Below are 17,647 nucleotides of genomic sequence, written 5' to 3'. Positions count from 1 at the left end.
TCGGCCGGTCGAGGTCGAGCGGCACGACCGTCAGCGCGGCGCCGGCCGTCTCGGCGAGACGATTGATCGCAGCGCCGCCGGCGGCGTAGTTGGCCACCATCTGGGCCGTGACCTCGATCGGGTTGGTGAGCACGGCCTGGCGCGCCAGCGCGGCCGCGGCGGCGGCCTGGTCGCCCGCCGGCAGGTCGCGACAGGCGGCGCGAAGGTCGTCTAGAGTGGAAAAGATCAACGGTGAGTCCTTTTCGATGACCAGCACTTTGGAAAACGGCAACAGCCTGCGCGACTGGCAGAACGACCTGCGCGTCGCGGTCTCGCTGCTCACCCGAATCCCGATGGCCCATCCGGACGGGCCGGCGCCGTCTTACCTCGCCCGGGCCCTGCGAGTCTTCCCGCTCGTCGGCGCCGGAATCGGGGGGGTGGTCGGGATCGCCTATCTGGGCCTGCTGCTGGTCGGGGTGCCGCAGCTGCCGGCCGCCGCGCTGGCGCTCGGCGTGAGCGCGCTCGTCACCGGCGCCCTGCACGAGGACGGCCTCGCCGACACCGGCGACGGCTTCGGCGGCGGCCACGACAAGGCGCGAAAGCTCGAGATCATGCGCGACAGCCGGCTCGGCACCTACGGGGCCGTGGTGCTGCTGGTGAGCTTCGCCACGCGGGTGTTCGCCCTCGCCGCCCTGCCCCTGGTCGCCGTGCTGCCCGTGCTGGTCACCGCGAACGCGCTCGGCCGCGCCGTCATCCCGGCGCTCGCCTTCAAGCTGCCGCCGGCCCGCACCGACGGGCTCGGCGCCCGCGCCGGCGCGCCGACCAAGACCGTGATGGCGACGGCCGCCGTCATCGCGCTGGTGATCACGCTGGTGATGTTGCCGGTCAAGGAGGCGCTGCTGTCGGTGCTGGTGGCCGCGGCGGCGGCCGCCGCCGTCGCCCACCTGGCGCAGCGGCAGATCGGCGGCCAGACCGGCGACGTGTTGGGCGCCGCCGAGCAGGCCGCCGAGGTCGCCGTGCTGGTGCTGTGCGCGGCGCGGTTCGGCACCGGAACATGAATCGCGCCGAGCTGCATCTCTGGCTGATCCGGCACGCCCCGGTGGCGGGCCCGCGCGACGTCATCCATCCGCCCGAGGCCCCGGCCGACCTCGCCGACACGGCCCGTTTCGCGGCGTTGCGCGAGGCGCTGCCGGCCGACGTGCCCACCTATGCGTCGCCGGCCCAACGCACCGTCGACACCGCCCACGCGCTCGGGCTCGATCCGATGCTGCAGAGCGATTTTCGCGAGCAGGGCTTCGGCGAGTGGACCGGGCGCACCCATGCCGACCTCGAAGCGGAGTTCGGCGACGACTACGCGACGTTCTGGCATTCGCCGGCGCGCCGGCGGCCGCCCGGCGGCGAGAGCTTCGTCGACCAGATCGAGCGGGTGCGCCGCGGCCTCGCCCAGCTTCCCGCCGGCGAGGCCGTTCTGGTCGTCCACTCCGGAACCATCCGGGCGATCCTGGCGATCGCCCTGGAGACGACGCCGGAGAGCGCGCTGCGCTTCGTCGTCGCCCCCCTGTCGCTGACCCGCATCGACCGGGTGGCCGGGAGCTGGCGCGTCCGCTACGTCAACCGACGGTGAGGGCGCCGCGGGGCGCGGCGCCTTGCGACCGCTCGCCGCTCGGGCTGCAGCGGCTTACGCCGCCCGCACCGTGTCGAGGAACTTGGTCACCTCGCTGCGGAGCTGGTTGCTCTCGATGGCGAGCTGGCCGGCGGCGTTGAGGACCTCGCCCGACGCCGCGCCGGTTTCCTCGGCGCCGCGGCTGACCGCCGTGATGTTGCTCGCCACCTGCGACGTGCCCGAGGCCGCCTGCTGGATGTTGCGCGAGATCTCGGCCGTCGCGGCGCCCTGCTCCTCGACGGCGGCCGCGATGGCCGAGGCCACCTCGGCGATCTGGCTGATGGTGCCGGAGATCTCCTTGATGGCCGCGACCGAATCCTGGGTCGCCGCCTGCATGGCGGAAATCTGCGACGAGATCTCGCCGGTCGCCTTGGCGGTCTGCCCGGCCAGTGCCTTGACCTCGTTGGCGACGACCGCGAACCCCTTGCCGGCCTCACCGGCGCGCGCCGCCTCGATGGTGGCGTTCAACGCCAGAAGATTGGTCTGCTCGGCGATGTCGGTGATCAGCTTCACCACGTCGCCGATCCGGTTCGCCGCGACCGACAATTCGCCGACCCGCGCGTCGGTCTTCGCCGCCTGGCTCACCGCCGCGTCGGCGATGCGGCTCGAGGTCTGCACCTGACGCGCGATCTCGCCGATCGACGAGGTCATCTCGTTGGTGGCCGCCGCCACGGCCTGCACGTTGGTCGACGCCTCCTCGGAGGCGGCGCTGACCGTCGCCGACATCTGCTGCGTCGTGTCGGCCGTACGGGTGAGCGTCGTCGCCGTCACCTCGAGCTCGGTCGCCGCCGACGAGACGGTCGCGATGATGCCGCCGACCGCCTGCTCGAACTGATCGGCAAGCCGCACCATGTCGGCCTTGCGGGCGGCTTCGGCGCGCGCCTCCGCCTCGTGCTGCTCGGCTTCGAGCCGCCGGCGCTCGACTGCGTTGGTCTTGAACACCGTCACCGCCTCGGCCATGTCGCCGATCTCGTCGCGGCGCCCGACGCCGGGGATGTCGATGTCGAGCCGGCCGGTCGCCAGCTCCTTCATGGCCGCGGTCATCCGGTGCAGCGGCGCCGTGATCCGTCGCGCCATGAACACCGAGACGGCGAGCGTGATCAGCAGCACGACGCCGGCGGCGATCAGCGAGCGCTGCGTCGCGGCCCAGGTCTGGGCCGCGAGGTCGTCGACGAACACGCCCGTGCTGATCACCCAGTTCCACGGCTTGAAGCCGGCGACGTACGAGATCTTCGGTTGCGGCTTGTCGGAGCCGGGCTTGTTCCATTCGTAGTCGACGAAGCCGTTACCGTAGTTTCGCGCGACGTCCGTGATGGCGACGGCGAGGAGCTTGCCGTTGGCATCCTTCATGCCGGACACGTCCTTGCCGACGAGCTGCACCGCGATCGGGTGCATCAGCATCTTGTTGCTGGTGTCGAGCACGATGAAGTAATCGCCCGCCGGGCCGTAGCGCAGCGCAGCGATACGGGCGAGCGCACGCTTCTGCGCCTCGGTGACCGGCACGGTCCCCTTCTCGGCGGCGGCGTGCTCGTCCTTGACGATGCCGACCGCCAGCTCGGTGAGATGCTGCAGCTCGAGCTTCTTCTGCTCCTGAAGACTCCCGGCGAGCTCGCGCGAGTCGAGCAATGCGACACCGAGCAGACCCAGAAAGGCTAATCCGATGAGCATGTATATTTTCTGCCCGATGCTCAGCCCGAGTCTGGCTCTCACGGGTTCGGTGCGCGTGCTCATCACGGATCCTGTCGGTTAGACGAACGTGGACGGAGCTTGCCGGACAATTGTTAACATCCGTTGGAGTCAGGTAGCGGGGTGATGCTGTTTCGCTGTGCGACATATCTGAGTTGCGCGCTCCGGCCCGCGCGGTCGGGCCACTGCGCGGTGCTGATCAGGTCAGTTGTCGACAATCGAGGATCGGCCCGATGCGGATCAGGCGGCCCCTACTGACGGACGGCGTTTTGGGAGAAGGGCTTTGGCGACCCCGCCTGGATTCGAACCAGGGACCTTCAGCTTAGAAGGCTGCTGCTCTATCCACTGAGCTACGGGGCCATATGCCGTCGCGACGACCATGTTTTCCGCGATGGCTGTGCCGTCGCGAGGACCGGCCCGCCGCAGCGACCGGGCGGTCTGCCGCGCGAGCCGGCTGTCCTATAGCCGATCCGGGCCGGGGCGCGCCAGCCCGCACCGGCCGTGTGGCGGGCGCAACCGACACGACGAAGCCGCCGGCCAAGCCCGACCGACCTCTGGGCCGGGCGCCCTCACCCCACCCTCACCCGAACCGGTCGGGCTGCTGGTTGGCGGCCAGCACCGAGTGCCAGAACAGGCCGTCGGTATCGAGCTGCTTGGCGCCCGACGCGATCAGCGACGTCGGCACGTGGATGAAGGTGCCGTGCAGCTGCCCGACCACCATGCCGGTCTTGCCGGCCATCGCGGCATGCACGGCCTGGCGGGCGAACATGTCGCACAGCACCGCGTCCTCGCAGTTCGCCGGCCGGCTGCGGATCTGGTAGCCGGGGTCGAAGTAGCGGAGCGTCAGCGGCAGCTTGGCAGCCGCGAACGCCTCGCCGATCGCCTTGGCGAGGAACGGGCCGATGTCCTTCAGCTTGACGTTGCCGGAGGCGTCGGTCGCCTTCGGCTCGTCCGGGAACAGGTCCTGCCCGGCCCCCTCGGCGACCACCACGACGGCGTGGCCGCGCTCGCGCACCCGCTCGATCACGGCGGCCAGGAAGCCGTGCTCGCCGTCGAGCCGGAACGGCACCTCGGGCACCAGGGTGAAGTTGACGTCCTGGCTGGCGATGGTGGCGCCGGCCGCGATGAAGCCCGCGTGCCGGCCCATCACCTTGACGACGGCGACGCCGTTCTCGACGCTGCGCGCCTCGTTGTGGGCCGCGTCGATGACGTGGCGCGCCTCCTCCAGGGCGGTGAGATAGCCGAAGGTGCGGTCGACATAGAGGACGTCGTTGTCGATCGTCTTCGGCACGCCGACGACGGCGAGCGCGTGGCCGCGCGCCTTGCACGCCTCGTAGAGCGCGAAGGCGCCGCGCTGCGTCCCGTCGCCACCGATGCAGAACAGCATGTCGATCTTGCGCCGGATCAGGTTGTCGACCGCGGCCGTGACGTCGACGGGGCCGCGCGACGTGCCGAGGATGGTGCCGCCCTGCTGGTGGATGTCGTCGACGCTCGCGTGATGCAGCACCACCGGCTCGTGGTGGTTGCGCGGATCGAGGCCGCCATAGCCCATGCGGAAGCCGATGACCTCGCGGACCTCGTAGCCGCCGTGCAGCTCGCGCACAAGCGAGCGGATGACGTTGTTGAGGCCGGGGCACAGGCCGCCGCAGGTGATGATGCCGGCGCGCACCCGCGGCGGATCGAAGAACAGCATCTCGCGCGGGCCGGCGAGCTCGAACAGCGGCCCCGGATCGTCGCCGCGGTCGGGCCCGCGGATGATGTTGGCCGGGACCCGCTCCTCCTCGGAGACGAAGCCCGAGCGCGGCGAGCGGAACCGGCAGGGTCCGAGCGTCGTGACGGTCACGGTGCGCCCTCCGTCGGGGCTCCGAGCGGCCCGACATGCCAGACCCGATCGCAATAGTCGCGGATCGACCGGTCGGACGAGAACTTGCCCATGCGGGCGACGTTGAGGATCGACATGCGGCTCCACGCCTCCGGGTCGCGCCAGAGCGCGGCGACCCGCTCCTGGCAGGCGACGTAGCTCTGGTAGTCGGCCAGCACCATGAACGGATCGTGCCACAGAAGGCCGTCGACGAGCGAGCGGAACAGCGTCGGGTCTCCGTCGGCGAGCGCGCCCGACGCGATCAGGTCGACGACGGCGCGCAGCTCCTCGTTCTGCTCGTAGATCGCGCGGGGCCAGTAGCCGCTCGCCTTGGCGCTGCGCACCTCGTCGGCGGTGAGGCCGAACAGGAAGAAGTTCTCGGCCCCGACCTCGTCGCGGATCTCGATGTTGGCGCCGTCGAGCGTGCCGATGGTCAGCGCGCCGTTGAGCGCGAACTTCATGTTGCCGGTGCCGCTCGCCTCCTGCCCGGCGGTCGAGATCTGCTCGGAGAGGTCGGCGGCCGGATAGATGGCCTGGCCGTTCTTGACGCTGAAATTGGGGAAGAAAACCACCTTCAGCCGGCCACGCACGTCCGGATCGTCGTTGACGAGGTCGCCGGTCGCGCCGACCAGCTTGATGATCAGCTTGGCGGCGTGATAGCCGGGCGCCGCCTTGCCGCCGAACACGAAGGCGCGCGGCACGATGTCGAGATCGGGGTTCAGCTTCAGGCGCCGGTACAGCGTGAGAATGTGCAGCACGTTGAGGTGCTGGCGCTTGTACTCGTGGATGCGCTTGACCTGGATGTCGAACAGCGAGTCCGGATCGACCGAGATGCCGGTGCGCTCCTTGATCACGGCGGCGAGCTGGCGCTTGTTGGCGTGCTTGACCTCGCGCCAGTGCGCCCGGAACGCCGGATCGTCGGCATGCGTCTCCAGCCGGCGCAGCGCGTCGAGATGGATCGGCCAGTCGTCGCCGATCGTCTCGCTGACCAGCTTCGACTGACCCGGATTGGCGACGACGACGAAGCGGCGCGGCGTGACGCCGTTGGTGATGTTGCAGAACCGCTCCGGGAACATCGCCACCCAGTCGGACAGCACCTGGCTCTTGAGCAGCTCGGTGTGGAGCGCGGCGACGCCGTTGATGGCGTGGCTGCCGACGCAGGCGAGATTGGCCATGCGCAGCGACCGCCGGCCCTGCTCCTCGATCAGCGACATGCGGCGCACCCGGTCCTCGTCACCCGGATAGACGCGGCGGATGCCGTCGCACAGGCGGCGGTTGATCTCGAACACGATCTCCAGATGGCGCGGCAGCAGCGCCCCGAACAGGTCGATCGGCCAGGTCTCCAGCGCCTCCGGCAGCAGCGTGTGGTTGGTGTAGCCGAAGGTCTTCTGGGTCACCTCCCAGGCGTCGTCCCATTCGAGGCCGTGGTCGTCGAGCAGGAGCCGCATCAGCTCCGGCACCGCGACGGTCGGATGGGTGTCGTTGAGCTGGGCGGCCCAACGCTTGTGGAAGGTCGCCGGGGTGCCGCCGAAGCGCAGATGGGCGCGCAGCATGTCCTCGATCGCGCAGGCGACGAAGAAGTACTGCTGCTTGAGGCGCAGCGCCTTGCCCTGCGGCGAGGCGTCGTTGGGATAGAGGACCTTGGAGATCGTCTCCGACGTCACCTGGTGCTCGACGGCGCGGGCGTAGTCGCCGATGTTGAAGGCCTCGAAGTCGAAGGTCTGCACCGCCTCGGCCCGCCACAGGCGCAGGAGGTTGCAGGTCTTCACCCGGTAGCCGAGGATCGGCGTGTCGTGCGGCACACCCTTGACCACCTCGGCCGGGATCCAGCGCACCCGGTGGCGGCCGTCCTCGTCCGTGTAGGCCTCGGTATAGCCGCCGTACCGCACCGCGACGGCGCGCTCCGGCCGGGCGACCTCCCAGGGATAGCCGAGATGCAGCCACTTGTCGGTGAGCTCGACCTGCCAGCCGTCGCGGATCTGCTGGTTGAAGATGCCGAACTCGTAGCGGATGCCGTAGCCGATCGCCGGGATTTCCAGTGTCGCGAGCGAATCGAGATAGCAGGCGGCGAGCCGGCCGAGGCCGCCGTTGCCGAGCCCGGGCTCGACCTCGTGCTCGATCAGGTCCTCGAGCCGTATGTCCATCCGCCACAGCGCCTCGCGCATGGCGTCGTGGATGCCGAGATTGACCAGGTTGGCGGCGAGCTGCGGGCCCATCAGGAACTCGGCCGAGAGATAGGCGACCGTGCGCCCGTCGGGCCGGTGCAGGAGCGCGTCGAGCGACTGGATGCCGCGCTGGAACAGCCGGTCGCGCACCGCGTAGGCGGTGGCGAGATAGAAGTCGTTGCGCGATGCGGTCGCCGGGTGGCGGCCCTGGAAGTAATAAAGATAGTCGCAGACGGCCTGCATCAGGCTCGCCGGATCGAGGCCGGTGCGCACGTCGCGTCCCGGCTCGGACAGGGCTTCGGTGGCGGCTACGGACGGAAACATCGAACCCAAGCTCCAGTGGTCGGATTCACGGACCCGGCGGCCGCGCATCCGTCGCGATCGAGCCGGCGCGCCGACTCTCTCTCCCTATACCATGGACTTCGTGTCACCCGGTCGGCTTCCACTCTGCCGCGTACCCAGGGCTACTACGAGCTTGCGGTCGAGCCCGGATGCTGATCCGGGGGGCCCATGCCGGCCCATGCGGTCCGGCGCCCGCAGCGGCCCGGGTGCCGGCCTGCGGCTCAGTCGCCCGGCCAGCGGACCACGACGGCGTAGAAGCGCTGATCCCAGCCCTCCGGCCAGGCGTTGCCGGCGACGACGAAGTCGCCCGCGTAGGTGGCGAGGCTCAAAAGGCCGGTCGGGGTGGTCGGCATCACGTCGAGCAGCGCCCAGGCGGCGGCTTCGGCCGCCGCCCTCAACCGGTCGGTTGTCGCCCGGCCGTCGGGACTGCCCGCCGCCCCTTCGCCGTCGGACGCGGCCTCGCGCCAAGCGGCGTGCGCCGCCCGGTGGGCCTCGATGGCGGTCAGGATCGGATCGTCGTGAGCGGACATACGGGGTCGTCGGGACAGGGGGGCCGACGGCGTGCACGGACCACGGACGGCTCGGCAAGAAGGGTAATGTTCTGATCCGGAAAAGGTTCTGACGAAAACTCCCGAAAACGGTAATTCTCGGTCGCTTCAAAGGTGCTGCGGGCACGACGGCTCGGGCCCGAACGAGAGAGGAAAATGACGAGCGACTGCACGGAGGGGACCCGCCCGTCCGGCACCCCTCCACGTCGTCTCCGTACCTGGCGAGGCGTGCCGGGGGCACCGTAGCACCGGCCATCCGACGCTTTGTATACGTACAGTTATCTAGCCAAAACCGGTGCGTTTACGGATTCCGAAACCTTTAGGCTAGGCCATGGAAACCCGCCTCTAATACCTTCGTCAGGGTTCCCGGCGCATGAAGTCGAAGTCGCAGCCCTCGTCGGCCTGCAGCACCGAGGTCCAGTACAGCCGCGCGTAGCCGCGGGCCGCCCATGCCGGCTCGGCCGGCACGCCGAGCCCGGCCCGTCGGGTCTCCAGCTCGGCGTCGTCGACCAGCATGTCGATGCGGCGCGCCGCGACGTCGAGCCGGATCACGTCGCCGGTCCGCACCAGTGCGAGCGGCCCGCCGTCGGCCGACTCCGGCGTGATGTGGAGCACGATGGTGCCGAAGGCCGTGCCGCTCATCCGAGCGTCGGAGATGCGGACCATGTCCTTGACGCCTTGGCGGCCGAGCTTCCGCGGGATCGGCAGGTAGCCGGCCTCGGGCATGCCGGGCGCCCCCTTCGGGCCGGTGTTGCGCAGCACCAGCACGTCGTCGGCCCGCACGTCGAGATCGGGATCGTCGATGCGGGCAGCCATGTCGGCGGTCGACTCGAACACCACGGCCCGCCCGGTGTGCTGCAGCAGCGACGGCGTCGCCGCCGAATGCTTGATGACGGCGCCGCGCGGCGCGAGGTTGCCGTGCAGCACCGCGACGGCGCCGACCGGCTTGATCGGGTTCGCCGCCGAGCGGATCACCGTCTGGCCCGGCACCTCCTCGGCCTGAGCGACGACGTCGCGCAGCGTGCCGCCGGCGACCGTCGGGGCATCGAGATCGATCAGCGATCCGAGCTGCTGCAGGAGCTTCGGCATGCCGCCGGCGTGGTGGAAATGCTCCATGTAGTGGTCGCCGGACGGCTTGAGATCGACCAGCACCGGCACCTCGCGGCCGATCGCGTCGAACGAGTCGAGGTCGATCCGGTGCGGCGTGCGGTTGGCGATGGCGGTGAGGTGGACGATGCCGTTGGTCGAGCCGCCGATCGCCTGCAGCACCACCTGGGCGTTGCGGAACGCCGCGGGGGTGAGGATCTCGCTCGGCCGCGGGCCGCCGCTGCGCGCCATCTCGGCGGCGCGCCTTCCGCTCGCCTCGGCGATGCGGACGCGCTCGGCATGCGGGGCCGGCACGGTGGCGCTCATCGGCAGCGACAGGCCGAGCGCCTCGGTCATGCAGGCGATGGTGGAGGCCGTGCCCATCACCATGCAGGTGCCGACCGACGGCGCGAGCCGCCCCTCGACCTCGCCGATCTCCTGCTCGTCGATGTCGCCGGCGCGGTGCGCGCTCCACAGCCGCCGGCAGTCCGTGCAGGCGCCCAGAACCTCGCCCTTGTGATGGCCCACCACCATCGGCCCGACGGGCACCACCACGGTCGGCAGATCGACGCTCGCCGCCGCCATGATCTGAGCCGGCAGCGTCTTGTCGCAGCCGCCGATGACGATGACGGCGTCCATGGGCTGGGCCCGGATCATCTCCTCGGTGTCCATGGCCATCAGGTTGCGCAGGAACATCGAGGTCGGATGGGCGAAGCTCTCGTGGATCGAGATGGTCGGGAACACCATCGGCATGGCGCCGGCCAGCATGACGCCGCGCTTGGCCGCCTCGACCAGGGCCGGCATGTTACCGTGGCAGGGATTGTAGTCGCTGCCCGTGTTGGTGATGCCGACGATCGGCCGATCGAGCGCGTCGTCCGAGTAGCCCATCGCCTTGATGAAGGCCTTGCGCAGGAACAGCGAGAAGCCGGCGTCGCCGTAGCTGGTGAGACCCTTGCGCAGGCCCTTCGTCATGGTCGTTTCTCCGTTGCGGCCCGCGGCGGGCCGGGCTATCTGCTTTTGTCTGTTCGATCGGGGGTGCGGCCGCCCGGACGGGCGGCACGCGCGGTCGACGCCGAGTCAGGCGCGGGAGGCTGGATCAGAACGGCTGCAGCCCGGCCTTGGCGACGATGTCGCGATAGCGCTTTCTCTCCGCGGTCGCAAACGTCGAGAAGGCGTCCGGCGTGATGGGCGAGGCGACCGCGCCGATCTCCTTCAGCCGCGCCGCCATCTCGGGCGTGCCGAAGAACGTCTTGATATCGGCGGCGATCTGCTCGACCACGGCGCGCGGCGTGCCGGCCGGCGCGAACAGGCCGTGCCAGGACGGCGCGTCGAAACCCGGCAGCGTCTCGGCGATGGTCGGGAGATCCGGCGCGGTCGGGCTGCGCTCCGTGCTGGTGACGGCGAGCGCCCGCACCGTGCCGGACTGCGCCAGCGGCCAGGCGAACGTGATGTTGTCGAAGGCGAGGTCGACATGGCCGCCCGACAGCGCCGCGGCGACGTCGTTCGAGCTCTTGTAGGGCACGTGGACGAGCTTGATGCCGGCCATCATCTGGAACAGCTCGGCCGGCAGATGGGTGGCGCTGCCGACGCCGGACGAGCCGTAGACCAGCGGCTCGGGCCGCGACTTGGCGTAGGCGATCAGCTCCGGCACGGTCTTCGGCGGCAGCTTGGGCGTGACGGTGAGCAGGTTCGGCACCTTGGCGAACAGGCTGATCGCGGCAAAATCCTTCTCGGCGTCGTAGCGCGGGTCCTTGTAGACGAAGGGCGCGATCGCCTGCGTGCTGGCGGTGCCGACGAGCAGCGTGTAGCCGTCCGGCTTGGCGCGCGCCACCCAGGCGGCGCCGAGCGTGCCGCCGGCGCCCGCCTTGTTCTCGATCACGAAGGGCGTCTTGTACTTGTCCTGCATGGCCTGGACGAACAGCCGCCCGAACATGTCGGTGGTGCCGCCCGCCGAAAACGGCACGACGACCGTGACGGTGCGGGCCGGCCACGCCTCCTGAGCCGACGCCGGCAGTGTCGTGGTCATCGTCATGCTGGCGGCGAGCAGGAGCCCTGCCGCGAGTGCCAAACTGGTTCGCATGGTGTCTCTCCCGTGAAGCTTCGTTGTTTGGTTCTTTGGCCGTCGGTCTTGAATCGTCGATCTTGATCGTCGTTCTGCTGGCGCGGCGCGCCGTCGTCTCATCGGTCGGGCCGGCCCTCCGTGACGATCGCCAGCGGCGCCGGCGCGCCGGCCGCGACCCGCGCCAGATAATCGGCCTTGCTGGCCTGCAGATGGGCGACGCAGAGCTGGGCGAGCGCCCAGGAGTCACGGCCGCCCAGAAGCTCGATCATCATGTCGTGCTGACGCACCGAGACGTCGCGCCCGGCGCGGTCCCCGAGATTCTTGGCCCGCATCGGCAGTGTCAGGTTCATGTAGTCCTGCAGGGTGCGCACCAGATACGGGTTGCCGCAGGCCGAGAAGAGCGCGAGATGGAATTCGTCGTTCGCCTCGTGGACGCCGCGCAGGTCGCCGGCCGCGATGCAGGCGCGGTAGCGGTTCTGGATCGCGGCGAGATGCTCGGCCAGCGTGGCCGGCGCCGGCAGCGCGATCATCAGCGCCGCCTGGCGGGTGAGCAGCTCGCGCACCTCGTAGATCTTCACCACCTCCTCGGCCGCGTAGGAGCGCACCGTCGCGCCGACGTTCTTCTCGCGGCGGACGAGGCCGGCCTGCTCGAGCTGGGCGAGCGCCTGGCGGACGCAGTGTCGGCTGGCGCCGTGGCGGGTCATCAGCCGGTCCTCGACCAGCCGGGCGCCGGGCGCGAGCCGGCCGAAGATGACGTCCTCCTCGATGCGGCGGACGACCTCGCGCAGCGCGCGGTCGCGCAGCGTGGAGGGAGACGAGGTGGCGGACGATCGCGTCAAGGCGGGAGACCGGCGCGGCTGGGGCGGCTGGGGGGCTGGACCGAAGCCTTCACCGACCGCGACAGATTGTCAATAATCGCCCGCGGCAGGGTTCATTTTCCGCCGATCGAACCCACATCTCGAACGAGATCGTCGACGATGGTGAGGCAGCGGCGGGTTGTGATCCGAACCGGCCTCACCGTCGTAAAGAGGTCGACAGGCAACAGGAGAGCGCGATGAGCGGGGTGGGTGCGGACATGATGACGGCGACCGGGTTGATCGTGGCGCTCGGCCTGATCCTCGCTGCCGGCCTCCGGGCGCTCGCCGCGAACGCCGAGCCACGGCTCGTCCCGGTTCCGGTGCGCAGCCGGCGCCGCCGCATGCAGGGCTGATGCGGGCCGCCACTCGGCTCAGCCGGTGGGAGCCTCCGTCGCGCCGCCGGCGTTCTCCTCGTCGCTCGGCAGTGTCCCGCTGCCGGGCGTCTTCTCCGGATCGGTGAGTTTTGGCGCGGCGTGCGGGCCGGCCTTCGGGAGGTCTCGCCTCCCGGCCTCCTCGGAGTCCGCACCGTCTCGTTTCGGCTGCTTCTCGCGTTCGGTCGCCATACCGCACCAAGCCCACCGGGTCGCTCGCGGTTCCGGGCGACACCCTTTCGGGTGACACCCTGGTGCGGCGGCGTGATCGCTCCCCGACCGTCCCGGTTCCGACACAGGAACCGCAGGCACTCCGCCCCGATTTGCACCATGACGGCGCCCGTCCGCCGATCAGGAGCAGACCGCCGCGGTGCCCGCATGACCTCGCCACGACACCTCACCATCGACCTGCCGGACGGCGCCGCCCATGTGCTCGAGGCGGGGTCCGGCCCGCCGGTCGTGCTGCTGCACGGGGTCAGCGGGCTCGCCGAGGAGATCATGGCGCCGTTGCTCGAGCTGTCCGGCGGACACCGACTGCTGGCGATCGATCGACCCGGATACGGCGGCTCGGCGCCGCAGCCGGCCGACCGCATGGCGCCGGATCGCCAGGCGGAGTGGCTCGCCGCCGTGCTCGACGCGCTCGCGGTCGATCGGCCCGTGATCGTCGCCCACTCCTTCGCGTCGTCGATCGCGCTGTGCCTCGCTCTCGCCCGGCCCGACCGCCTCGCCGGCCTCGTGCTGCTCGGTCCGTTCTGCCGCCCGACGCCGCCGTCGGCGCGGCCGCTGCTGCGGGTGGCGTCGAAGCGCATGCTCGGCTGGCCGGTGCGCTGGGCGTTGCCCCAGGTGGCGCCGTTCCTCGCCGCCCGCTCGCTGGCCGCGACCTTCGCGCCCGATCCCGTGCCCGACCATGTGCTCAGGCTGCCCTTCGCGGTGGCGGTACAGCCGCACGCCGTGATGGCGATGGCGGCGGAGCTGAACGGCTTCAACGCGGTGATGGAGACGGTGGCCGACCGCCTGCACGAGATCGCCTGCCCGGCCGTGGTGATCGCCGGCGACTGCGACCGCATCGCCCCCTTCGACCACCACGTCGATTGGCTGGCGGCCCGGATGGCGCACTGCACGACCGTGCGGGTGGAGGGGCGCGGCCACATGATCCACCATGTCCGGCCGACCGCCGTCGTCCACGCGGTGGAACGGGTGCTGCGGGCGGACCGTCGCCTGATCGACCTGCGGCCGCTGCGCCGCGGCCTCGCGACATGGACGCGGGCGCTGCGCCGACGCCAGATCGCCGGCCGTCCGGCCGCGTGAGGGCGCCCGCCTCGGCGCCCTACCCGGCCAGGATCATGGTCTCGATCATGCCTTCGAGATTGAGGGCGACGTGCAGGACGATCACCAGCGTCGTCGATCCGGTGCGCCAGCGCAGCCAGCCGAGCAAGAGGCCGACGCCGAAGATCAAGAGGACGCCGACCCAGTCGTACTGGACGTGCAGGAGCGCGAACACGAACGCGGTCAGCACGATGGTGGGCACCGCGCTCCTGTCGCTGCGGGCACAGCCGCGGAACACGAAGCCGCGAAACAGGATCTCCTCGCCGATCGGCGCGACGATCACCAGGGCCGGCCACAGGAGCCACAGCACGCCCTGCGCCGACGCGCTGCGCCAGATCGCGATCTGGATCGGCGGGACGAGATCGCGGCCCGCCGCGAGCGTCACGCCGTCGGCGACCAGCACCAGCGCGACGAGGCTCGCGAGCCCGACCAAAAGGTCGCGCCGGGCCGGCACGTCCAATCCCAGATAACCGAGGGCGGAGCCAGCCTTCACGCGCGCCGCCAGGACGAGCGTGACGGTCTGCACGACATTGGCCGCCACGACGACCAGCACGACGGCGCCGCCATGCGCCGGCAGCGCCGGTCCGGCGAGCGCCGCCGGACCGAGCCAGCCCGATAGAAGAACCGCCGCCACCGCCTGCCCGAGCCCGAAAGCCAGTAGAGCGATGGCGACGGTCGCGACCATGCCCCAGGGCATCTCGCCGGCCGACGGCTCGCCGTGGCTCGGGGCTTTCGTCGACGACATCACGGCCCTTTCGCCCCTGGCCCCTGGGTCCCGGGTCTGCGCACGTCGCGATGCGACGCGCTCCGCCCGGGACACGAGGCCTTGTGTCGACCCGACCGTCGGGCAATGACGTCCGCCGCGCCCCCGGACCTCGTGTCCCGGGCGCGGTGCGCCGCGAAGCGGTGCACCGCCGACCCGGGACCCAGGAGCCGCGGGCTCGGAGCTGCGCCTTCGACCGAGTGAGCCAGTCGGGATCCGGAGGTCGTCCCGACGCCGCTCAAGGCACCAGAATCGACGTGCCGGTGGTCGCCCGGGACTCGAGGTCGATATGGGCTTGCTGCGCGTCCTTCAGGGCGTAGCGGGTCTGGATCGGGATCTTGACGGCGCCGCTCTTCACCACCTCGAACAGCTCGCTCGCCAGCCCGTCGAGATCCGCGCGGCTCGCGGCGTAGTGGTTGAGGGTCGGCCGCGTCACGAACAGCGAGCCCTTGGCCTGCAGCAGGTTGATGTTGAACGCCTCGATCGAGCCGGACGCATTGCCGAACGAGACGAACATGCCGAGCGGCTTGATGCAGTCGAGCGAGGCCGGGAAGGTCGACTTGCCGACGCCGTCATAGACGACGTCGCACAGCGCCCCGCCGGTGATCTCCTTGACGCGGGCCGGGAAGTCCTCGTCGCGATAGTAGATGACGTGGTCGCAGCCGTTCGCCTTGGCGAGCTCGCCCTTCTCCTTCGAGCCGACCGTGCCGATCACGGTGGCGCCGAGCCGCTTCGCCCACTGGCAGGCGATCAGGCCGATGCCGCCGGCGGCGGCGTGAATCAGGATGGTGTGCTCCGGCCCGACCTTGAAGGTGCGGCGGAGCAGATAGCAGACGGTCATGCCCTTGAGCATGATGCCGCCGGCCTGGGCGAGGTCGATGCCGTCCGGCACCTTGACCACGCGGGCCGCCGGGAGAAGGCGCTCCGCCGCGTAGCCGCCGAGCGCCACCACATAGGCGACCTTGTCGCCGACCGCGATGTCGGTCACGTCCGGGCCGACCGCCGTCACAGTGCCGGCGCCCTCGTTGCCGGCGATGAAGGGCAGCCCGACCGGCGACGGATAGAGGCCGGTGCGGAAGTAGGTGTCGATGAAGTTGATGCCGCACGACGCTTGGCTGATGCGGATCTGGCCCGGTCCCGGCGCCGGGACGTCGACCTCCTCGTAGGTCAGCACCTCGGGTCCGCCGACCTTGTGCACTCGCACGGCAGCCACCATGGACGTCTCCTTCCGATTTGCTCCCGGGAGGCTCGGCCCGGGCCGATATGCGGGGCGCGGCGGCGCGCGCCGCCGGGGGCGAGATCATAGGAAACGGGTCTTTCCGCGCAAGCGCGACCGCGGCTCCGCATCCGGCGCCACGCGCAGGGCAGGCATGGCGAGCCGATCCGGCGTGCCGCTCGGGTGAACGGCCCCTAACGGTCATTCCGGGGCGGCGCGGCAGCGCCGAACCCGGAATCCAGCCCAGACGCAGACGGTGCCGCTGGATTCCGGGTTCGCGGCTTCGCCGCGCCCCGGAATGACGGGACGCTGATCAAAGGAGTCGGGATCAGAAGTGGCTGAAGCTCGCCCGGTCGAGCGCCAGCGGGTGGCCGTCCGGCCCGAGCAGCACCGGGGCGCCCTGGCCTTCAAAAATCTCGCCGATGTCGGTCACCGGCACGCCGACGGCTTCCGCGGCCGCCGTGAAAGACGCCAGCTGCTCGGGCGGCACCGTGCAGAGGATCTCGTAGTCGTCGCCGCCCGACAGCACGGCGGCCAAGTGCTCGGGCGCGGCGTCGAGCAGGCGATGCGCCGCGCCCGACAGCGGCACGTGCCCGACCTCGACCCGGGCCGTGACGCCCGAGACCCGGCACAGCTTGGCGAGATCGCCGGCGAGCCCGTCCGACACGTCCATGCCGGCGGTCGCGTGCGTGCGCACCGCCTCGGCGAGCGCGGTGCGCGGCCGCGGCTCGAGATAGCGCGACAGGAGATGGTCGCGCTCCGCCGCGGTCAGGCCGAAGTCCTCGGCCCCGGCCCGCTCCATCCGCAGCACGAGGCCGAGCGCGGCGTCGCCGATCGTGCCGGTGACGAGAACGCGGTCGCCCGGCCGGGCGCCGCTGCGCTTCACCAGCGTGCCGGTGGGAACGGCGCCGATCACCGTGACCGAGATCATCACGGGGCCGGGCGAGGCGACCGTGTCGCCGCCGTAGAGCGGGCAGCCATAGGCGGTCGCGTCCTCGCCGAGCGCGGCGGCGAAGGCCGCGAGCCAGGCGTCGTCGACTGCCACGGCGGCAGCCGCAGCGTCGGGCGCGGCGCGGCCGGGCCGCCGCGGCAGCGCCAGCGATAGGAGGAAGCCGAGCGGCCGCGCCCCCTTGGCGGCGAGGTCCGACAGGTTGATCCGCAGCGCCTTCCGCGCGATCGCGGCCGGCGAGTCGTCGGCGAAGAAATGCATGCCGGCGACGATCGCGTCGGTCTCCAGCACCAGCTCGCAGTCGTCCGGCGGCGTCATCACGGCGACGTCGTCGGACAGCCCCAACGCCCCCGGATGAGTCGCGAGCGGAGCGAAATGCCGGGCGATCAGCCGGTCCTCGCCGGAGCCGTTCTTTCCATCGTCGCTGGTCATGGGCTCCCCGGCTCCGAGTCGTCGTCGGGCGAGCGTAGAGCATTTTTCGTCGGGTTCGACCCTCGCAAGACCTCGTGTCCCGGGCGCGGCGCAACGCGAGTGACCCGGGACCCAGGGGCGATCCTGACGAGGCGCATCCCCGTGCCGCCCCTTGGGCCCCGGCTCTGCGGCCCATCGGGCCTGCGGCCCGCTGCGCCTTGTCCGGGGCACGGGAGCAGCCGGGCGCGGCGCATCCCGCGCAAACGCCCGGTTGTCCGACGGCGAGTGAACCGGACGGCGCCCCGCGCGTACCATCCAGGACGATCATCGGCTTCGGTCCGGCCGGCTGCACGCTTTTCCGC

General features: G+C 70.9%; 15 protein-coding genes and 1 tRNA gene. 4 read left to right on the top strand and 12 right to left on the bottom strand.

Going from position 1 to position 17,647, the window contains the following annotated elements; all coding sequences use genetic code 11:
- Window positions 1–229: nicotinate-nucleotide--dimethylbenzimidazole phosphoribosyltransferase (locus ABTU92_RS17195; protein ID WP_408092740.1), on the bottom strand; the 229-nt coding region annotated here is incomplete at its 3' end.
- Window positions 230–245: 16 nt separating this feature from the next.
- Here ABTU92_RS17195 and cobS point away from each other — a divergent pair.
- Together cobS and ABTU92_RS17185 are read left to right on the top strand one after the other, a co-directional pair.
- A complete protein-coding gene (cobS, locus tag ABTU92_RS17190; protein ID WP_408092738.1) occupies window positions 246–1,037 on the top strand; it encodes an adenosylcobinamide-GDP ribazoletransferase in 792 nt (263 codons plus the stop codon).
- On the top strand, window positions 1,034–1,603 hold the full coding sequence (locus ABTU92_RS17185; RefSeq protein WP_408092736.1) for a histidine phosphatase family protein: 570 nt from the start codon (window positions 1,034–1,036) through the stop codon (window positions 1,601–1,603). Before cobS ends, ABTU92_RS17185 begins: the two co-directional genes overlap by 4 nt.
- Window positions 1,604–1,657: 54 nt before the next feature.
- On the opposite strand, the gene ABTU92_RS17180 is transcribed toward ABTU92_RS17185, so the two are convergent.
- From ABTU92_RS17180 to ABTU92_RS17145, 8 genes are all read right to left on the bottom strand, one after another.
- Window positions 1,658–3,310 carry a methyl-accepting chemotaxis protein gene (locus ABTU92_RS17180; protein ID WP_408092734.1) on the bottom strand — a complete coding sequence of 551 codons (1,653 nt, stop codon included), beginning with the start codon at window positions 3,308–3,310 and terminating at the stop codon, window positions 1,658–1,660.
- 302 nt (window positions 3,311–3,612) lie between these two features.
- Window positions 3,613–3,688: transfer RNA gene (locus ABTU92_RS17175), tRNA-Arg, on the bottom strand.
- 220 nt (window positions 3,689–3,908) lie between these two features.
- Window positions 3,909–5,171, bottom strand: a complete 1,263-nt coding sequence (locus ABTU92_RS17170; RefSeq protein ID WP_408092732.1) for an ATP-dependent 6-phosphofructokinase — start codon at window positions 5,169–5,171, stop codon at window positions 3,909–3,911.
- Entirely contained in the window at window positions 5,168–7,678 is a 2,511-nt protein-coding gene (locus ABTU92_RS17165) for a glycogen/starch/alpha-glucan phosphorylase (RefSeq protein ID WP_408092730.1), read from the bottom strand. The genes ABTU92_RS17170 and ABTU92_RS17165 overlap by 4 nt, the downstream gene beginning before the upstream one ends.
- 239 nt (window positions 7,679–7,917) lie before the next feature.
- The gene (locus tag ABTU92_RS17160) at window positions 7,918–8,226 is read right to left on the bottom strand and encodes a hypothetical protein (protein WP_408092728.1); all 309 of its coding nucleotides are present in this window, start codon (window positions 8,224–8,226) and stop codon (window positions 7,918–7,920) included.
- A gap of 375 nt (window positions 8,227–8,601) precedes the next feature.
- Window positions 8,602–10,302 (bottom strand): IlvD/Edd family dehydratase, encoded by a 1,701-nt coding sequence (locus tag ABTU92_RS17155; RefSeq protein WP_408092726.1) that lies wholly within the window; start codon window positions 10,300–10,302, stop codon window positions 8,602–8,604.
- 124 nt (window positions 10,303–10,426) lie between these two features.
- Entirely contained in the window at window positions 10,427–11,410 is a 984-nt protein-coding gene (locus ABTU92_RS17150; protein ID WP_408092724.1) for a Bug family tripartite tricarboxylate transporter substrate binding protein, read from the bottom strand.
- Between the two features lie 98 nt (window positions 11,411–11,508).
- Complete coding sequence (locus ABTU92_RS17145; RefSeq protein ID WP_408092722.1) at window positions 11,509–12,231, bottom strand: GntR family transcriptional regulator; 723 nt, start codon at window positions 12,229–12,231, stop codon at window positions 11,509–11,511.
- A 215-nt stretch (window positions 12,232–12,446) separates the two neighbouring features.
- On the opposite strand from ABTU92_RS17145, the gene ABTU92_RS17140 reads away from it, so the two are divergent.
- Together ABTU92_RS17140 and ABTU92_RS17135 are read left to right on the top strand one after the other, a co-directional pair.
- The gene (locus ABTU92_RS17140; RefSeq protein ID WP_408092720.1) at window positions 12,447–12,602 is read left to right on the top strand and encodes a hypothetical protein; all 156 of its coding nucleotides are present in this window, start codon (window positions 12,447–12,449) and stop codon (window positions 12,600–12,602) included.
- 396 nt (window positions 12,603–12,998) lie between these two features.
- Window positions 12,999–13,928, top strand: a complete 930-nt coding sequence (locus ABTU92_RS17135; protein ID WP_408092718.1) for an alpha/beta fold hydrolase — start codon at window positions 12,999–13,001, stop codon at window positions 13,926–13,928.
- 19 nt (window positions 13,929–13,947) lie between these two features.
- On the opposite strand, the gene ABTU92_RS17130 is transcribed toward ABTU92_RS17135, so the two are convergent.
- From ABTU92_RS17130 to thiL, 3 genes are all read right to left on the bottom strand, one after another.
- On the bottom strand, window positions 13,948–14,691 hold the full coding sequence (locus ABTU92_RS17130) for a lysostaphin resistance A-like protein (protein ID WP_408092716.1): 744 nt from the start codon (window positions 14,689–14,691) through the stop codon (window positions 13,948–13,950).
- 256 nt (window positions 14,692–14,947) lie between these two features.
- Window positions 14,948–15,925 carry a quinone oxidoreductase family protein gene (locus ABTU92_RS17125; RefSeq protein WP_408092714.1) on the bottom strand — a complete coding sequence of 326 codons (978 nt, stop codon included), beginning with the start codon at window positions 15,923–15,925 and terminating at the stop codon, window positions 14,948–14,950.
- Between the two features lie 328 nt (window positions 15,926–16,253).
- On the bottom strand, window positions 16,254–17,306 hold the full coding sequence (thiL, locus tag ABTU92_RS17120) for a thiamine-phosphate kinase (RefSeq protein WP_408092712.1): 1,053 nt from the start codon (window positions 17,304–17,306) through the stop codon (window positions 16,254–16,256).
- Between the last annotated feature and the right edge of the window lie 341 nt (window positions 17,307–17,647).

The organism is Rhodoplanes sp. SY1 (assembly GCF_046000175.1).
Lineage (GTDB): Bacteria > Pseudomonadota > Alphaproteobacteria > Rhizobiales > Xanthobacteraceae > Rhodoplanes.
The sequence above is the reverse complement of the archived record's forward strand: the minus strand, read 5'-3'. Positions and strand labels throughout refer to the sequence as shown.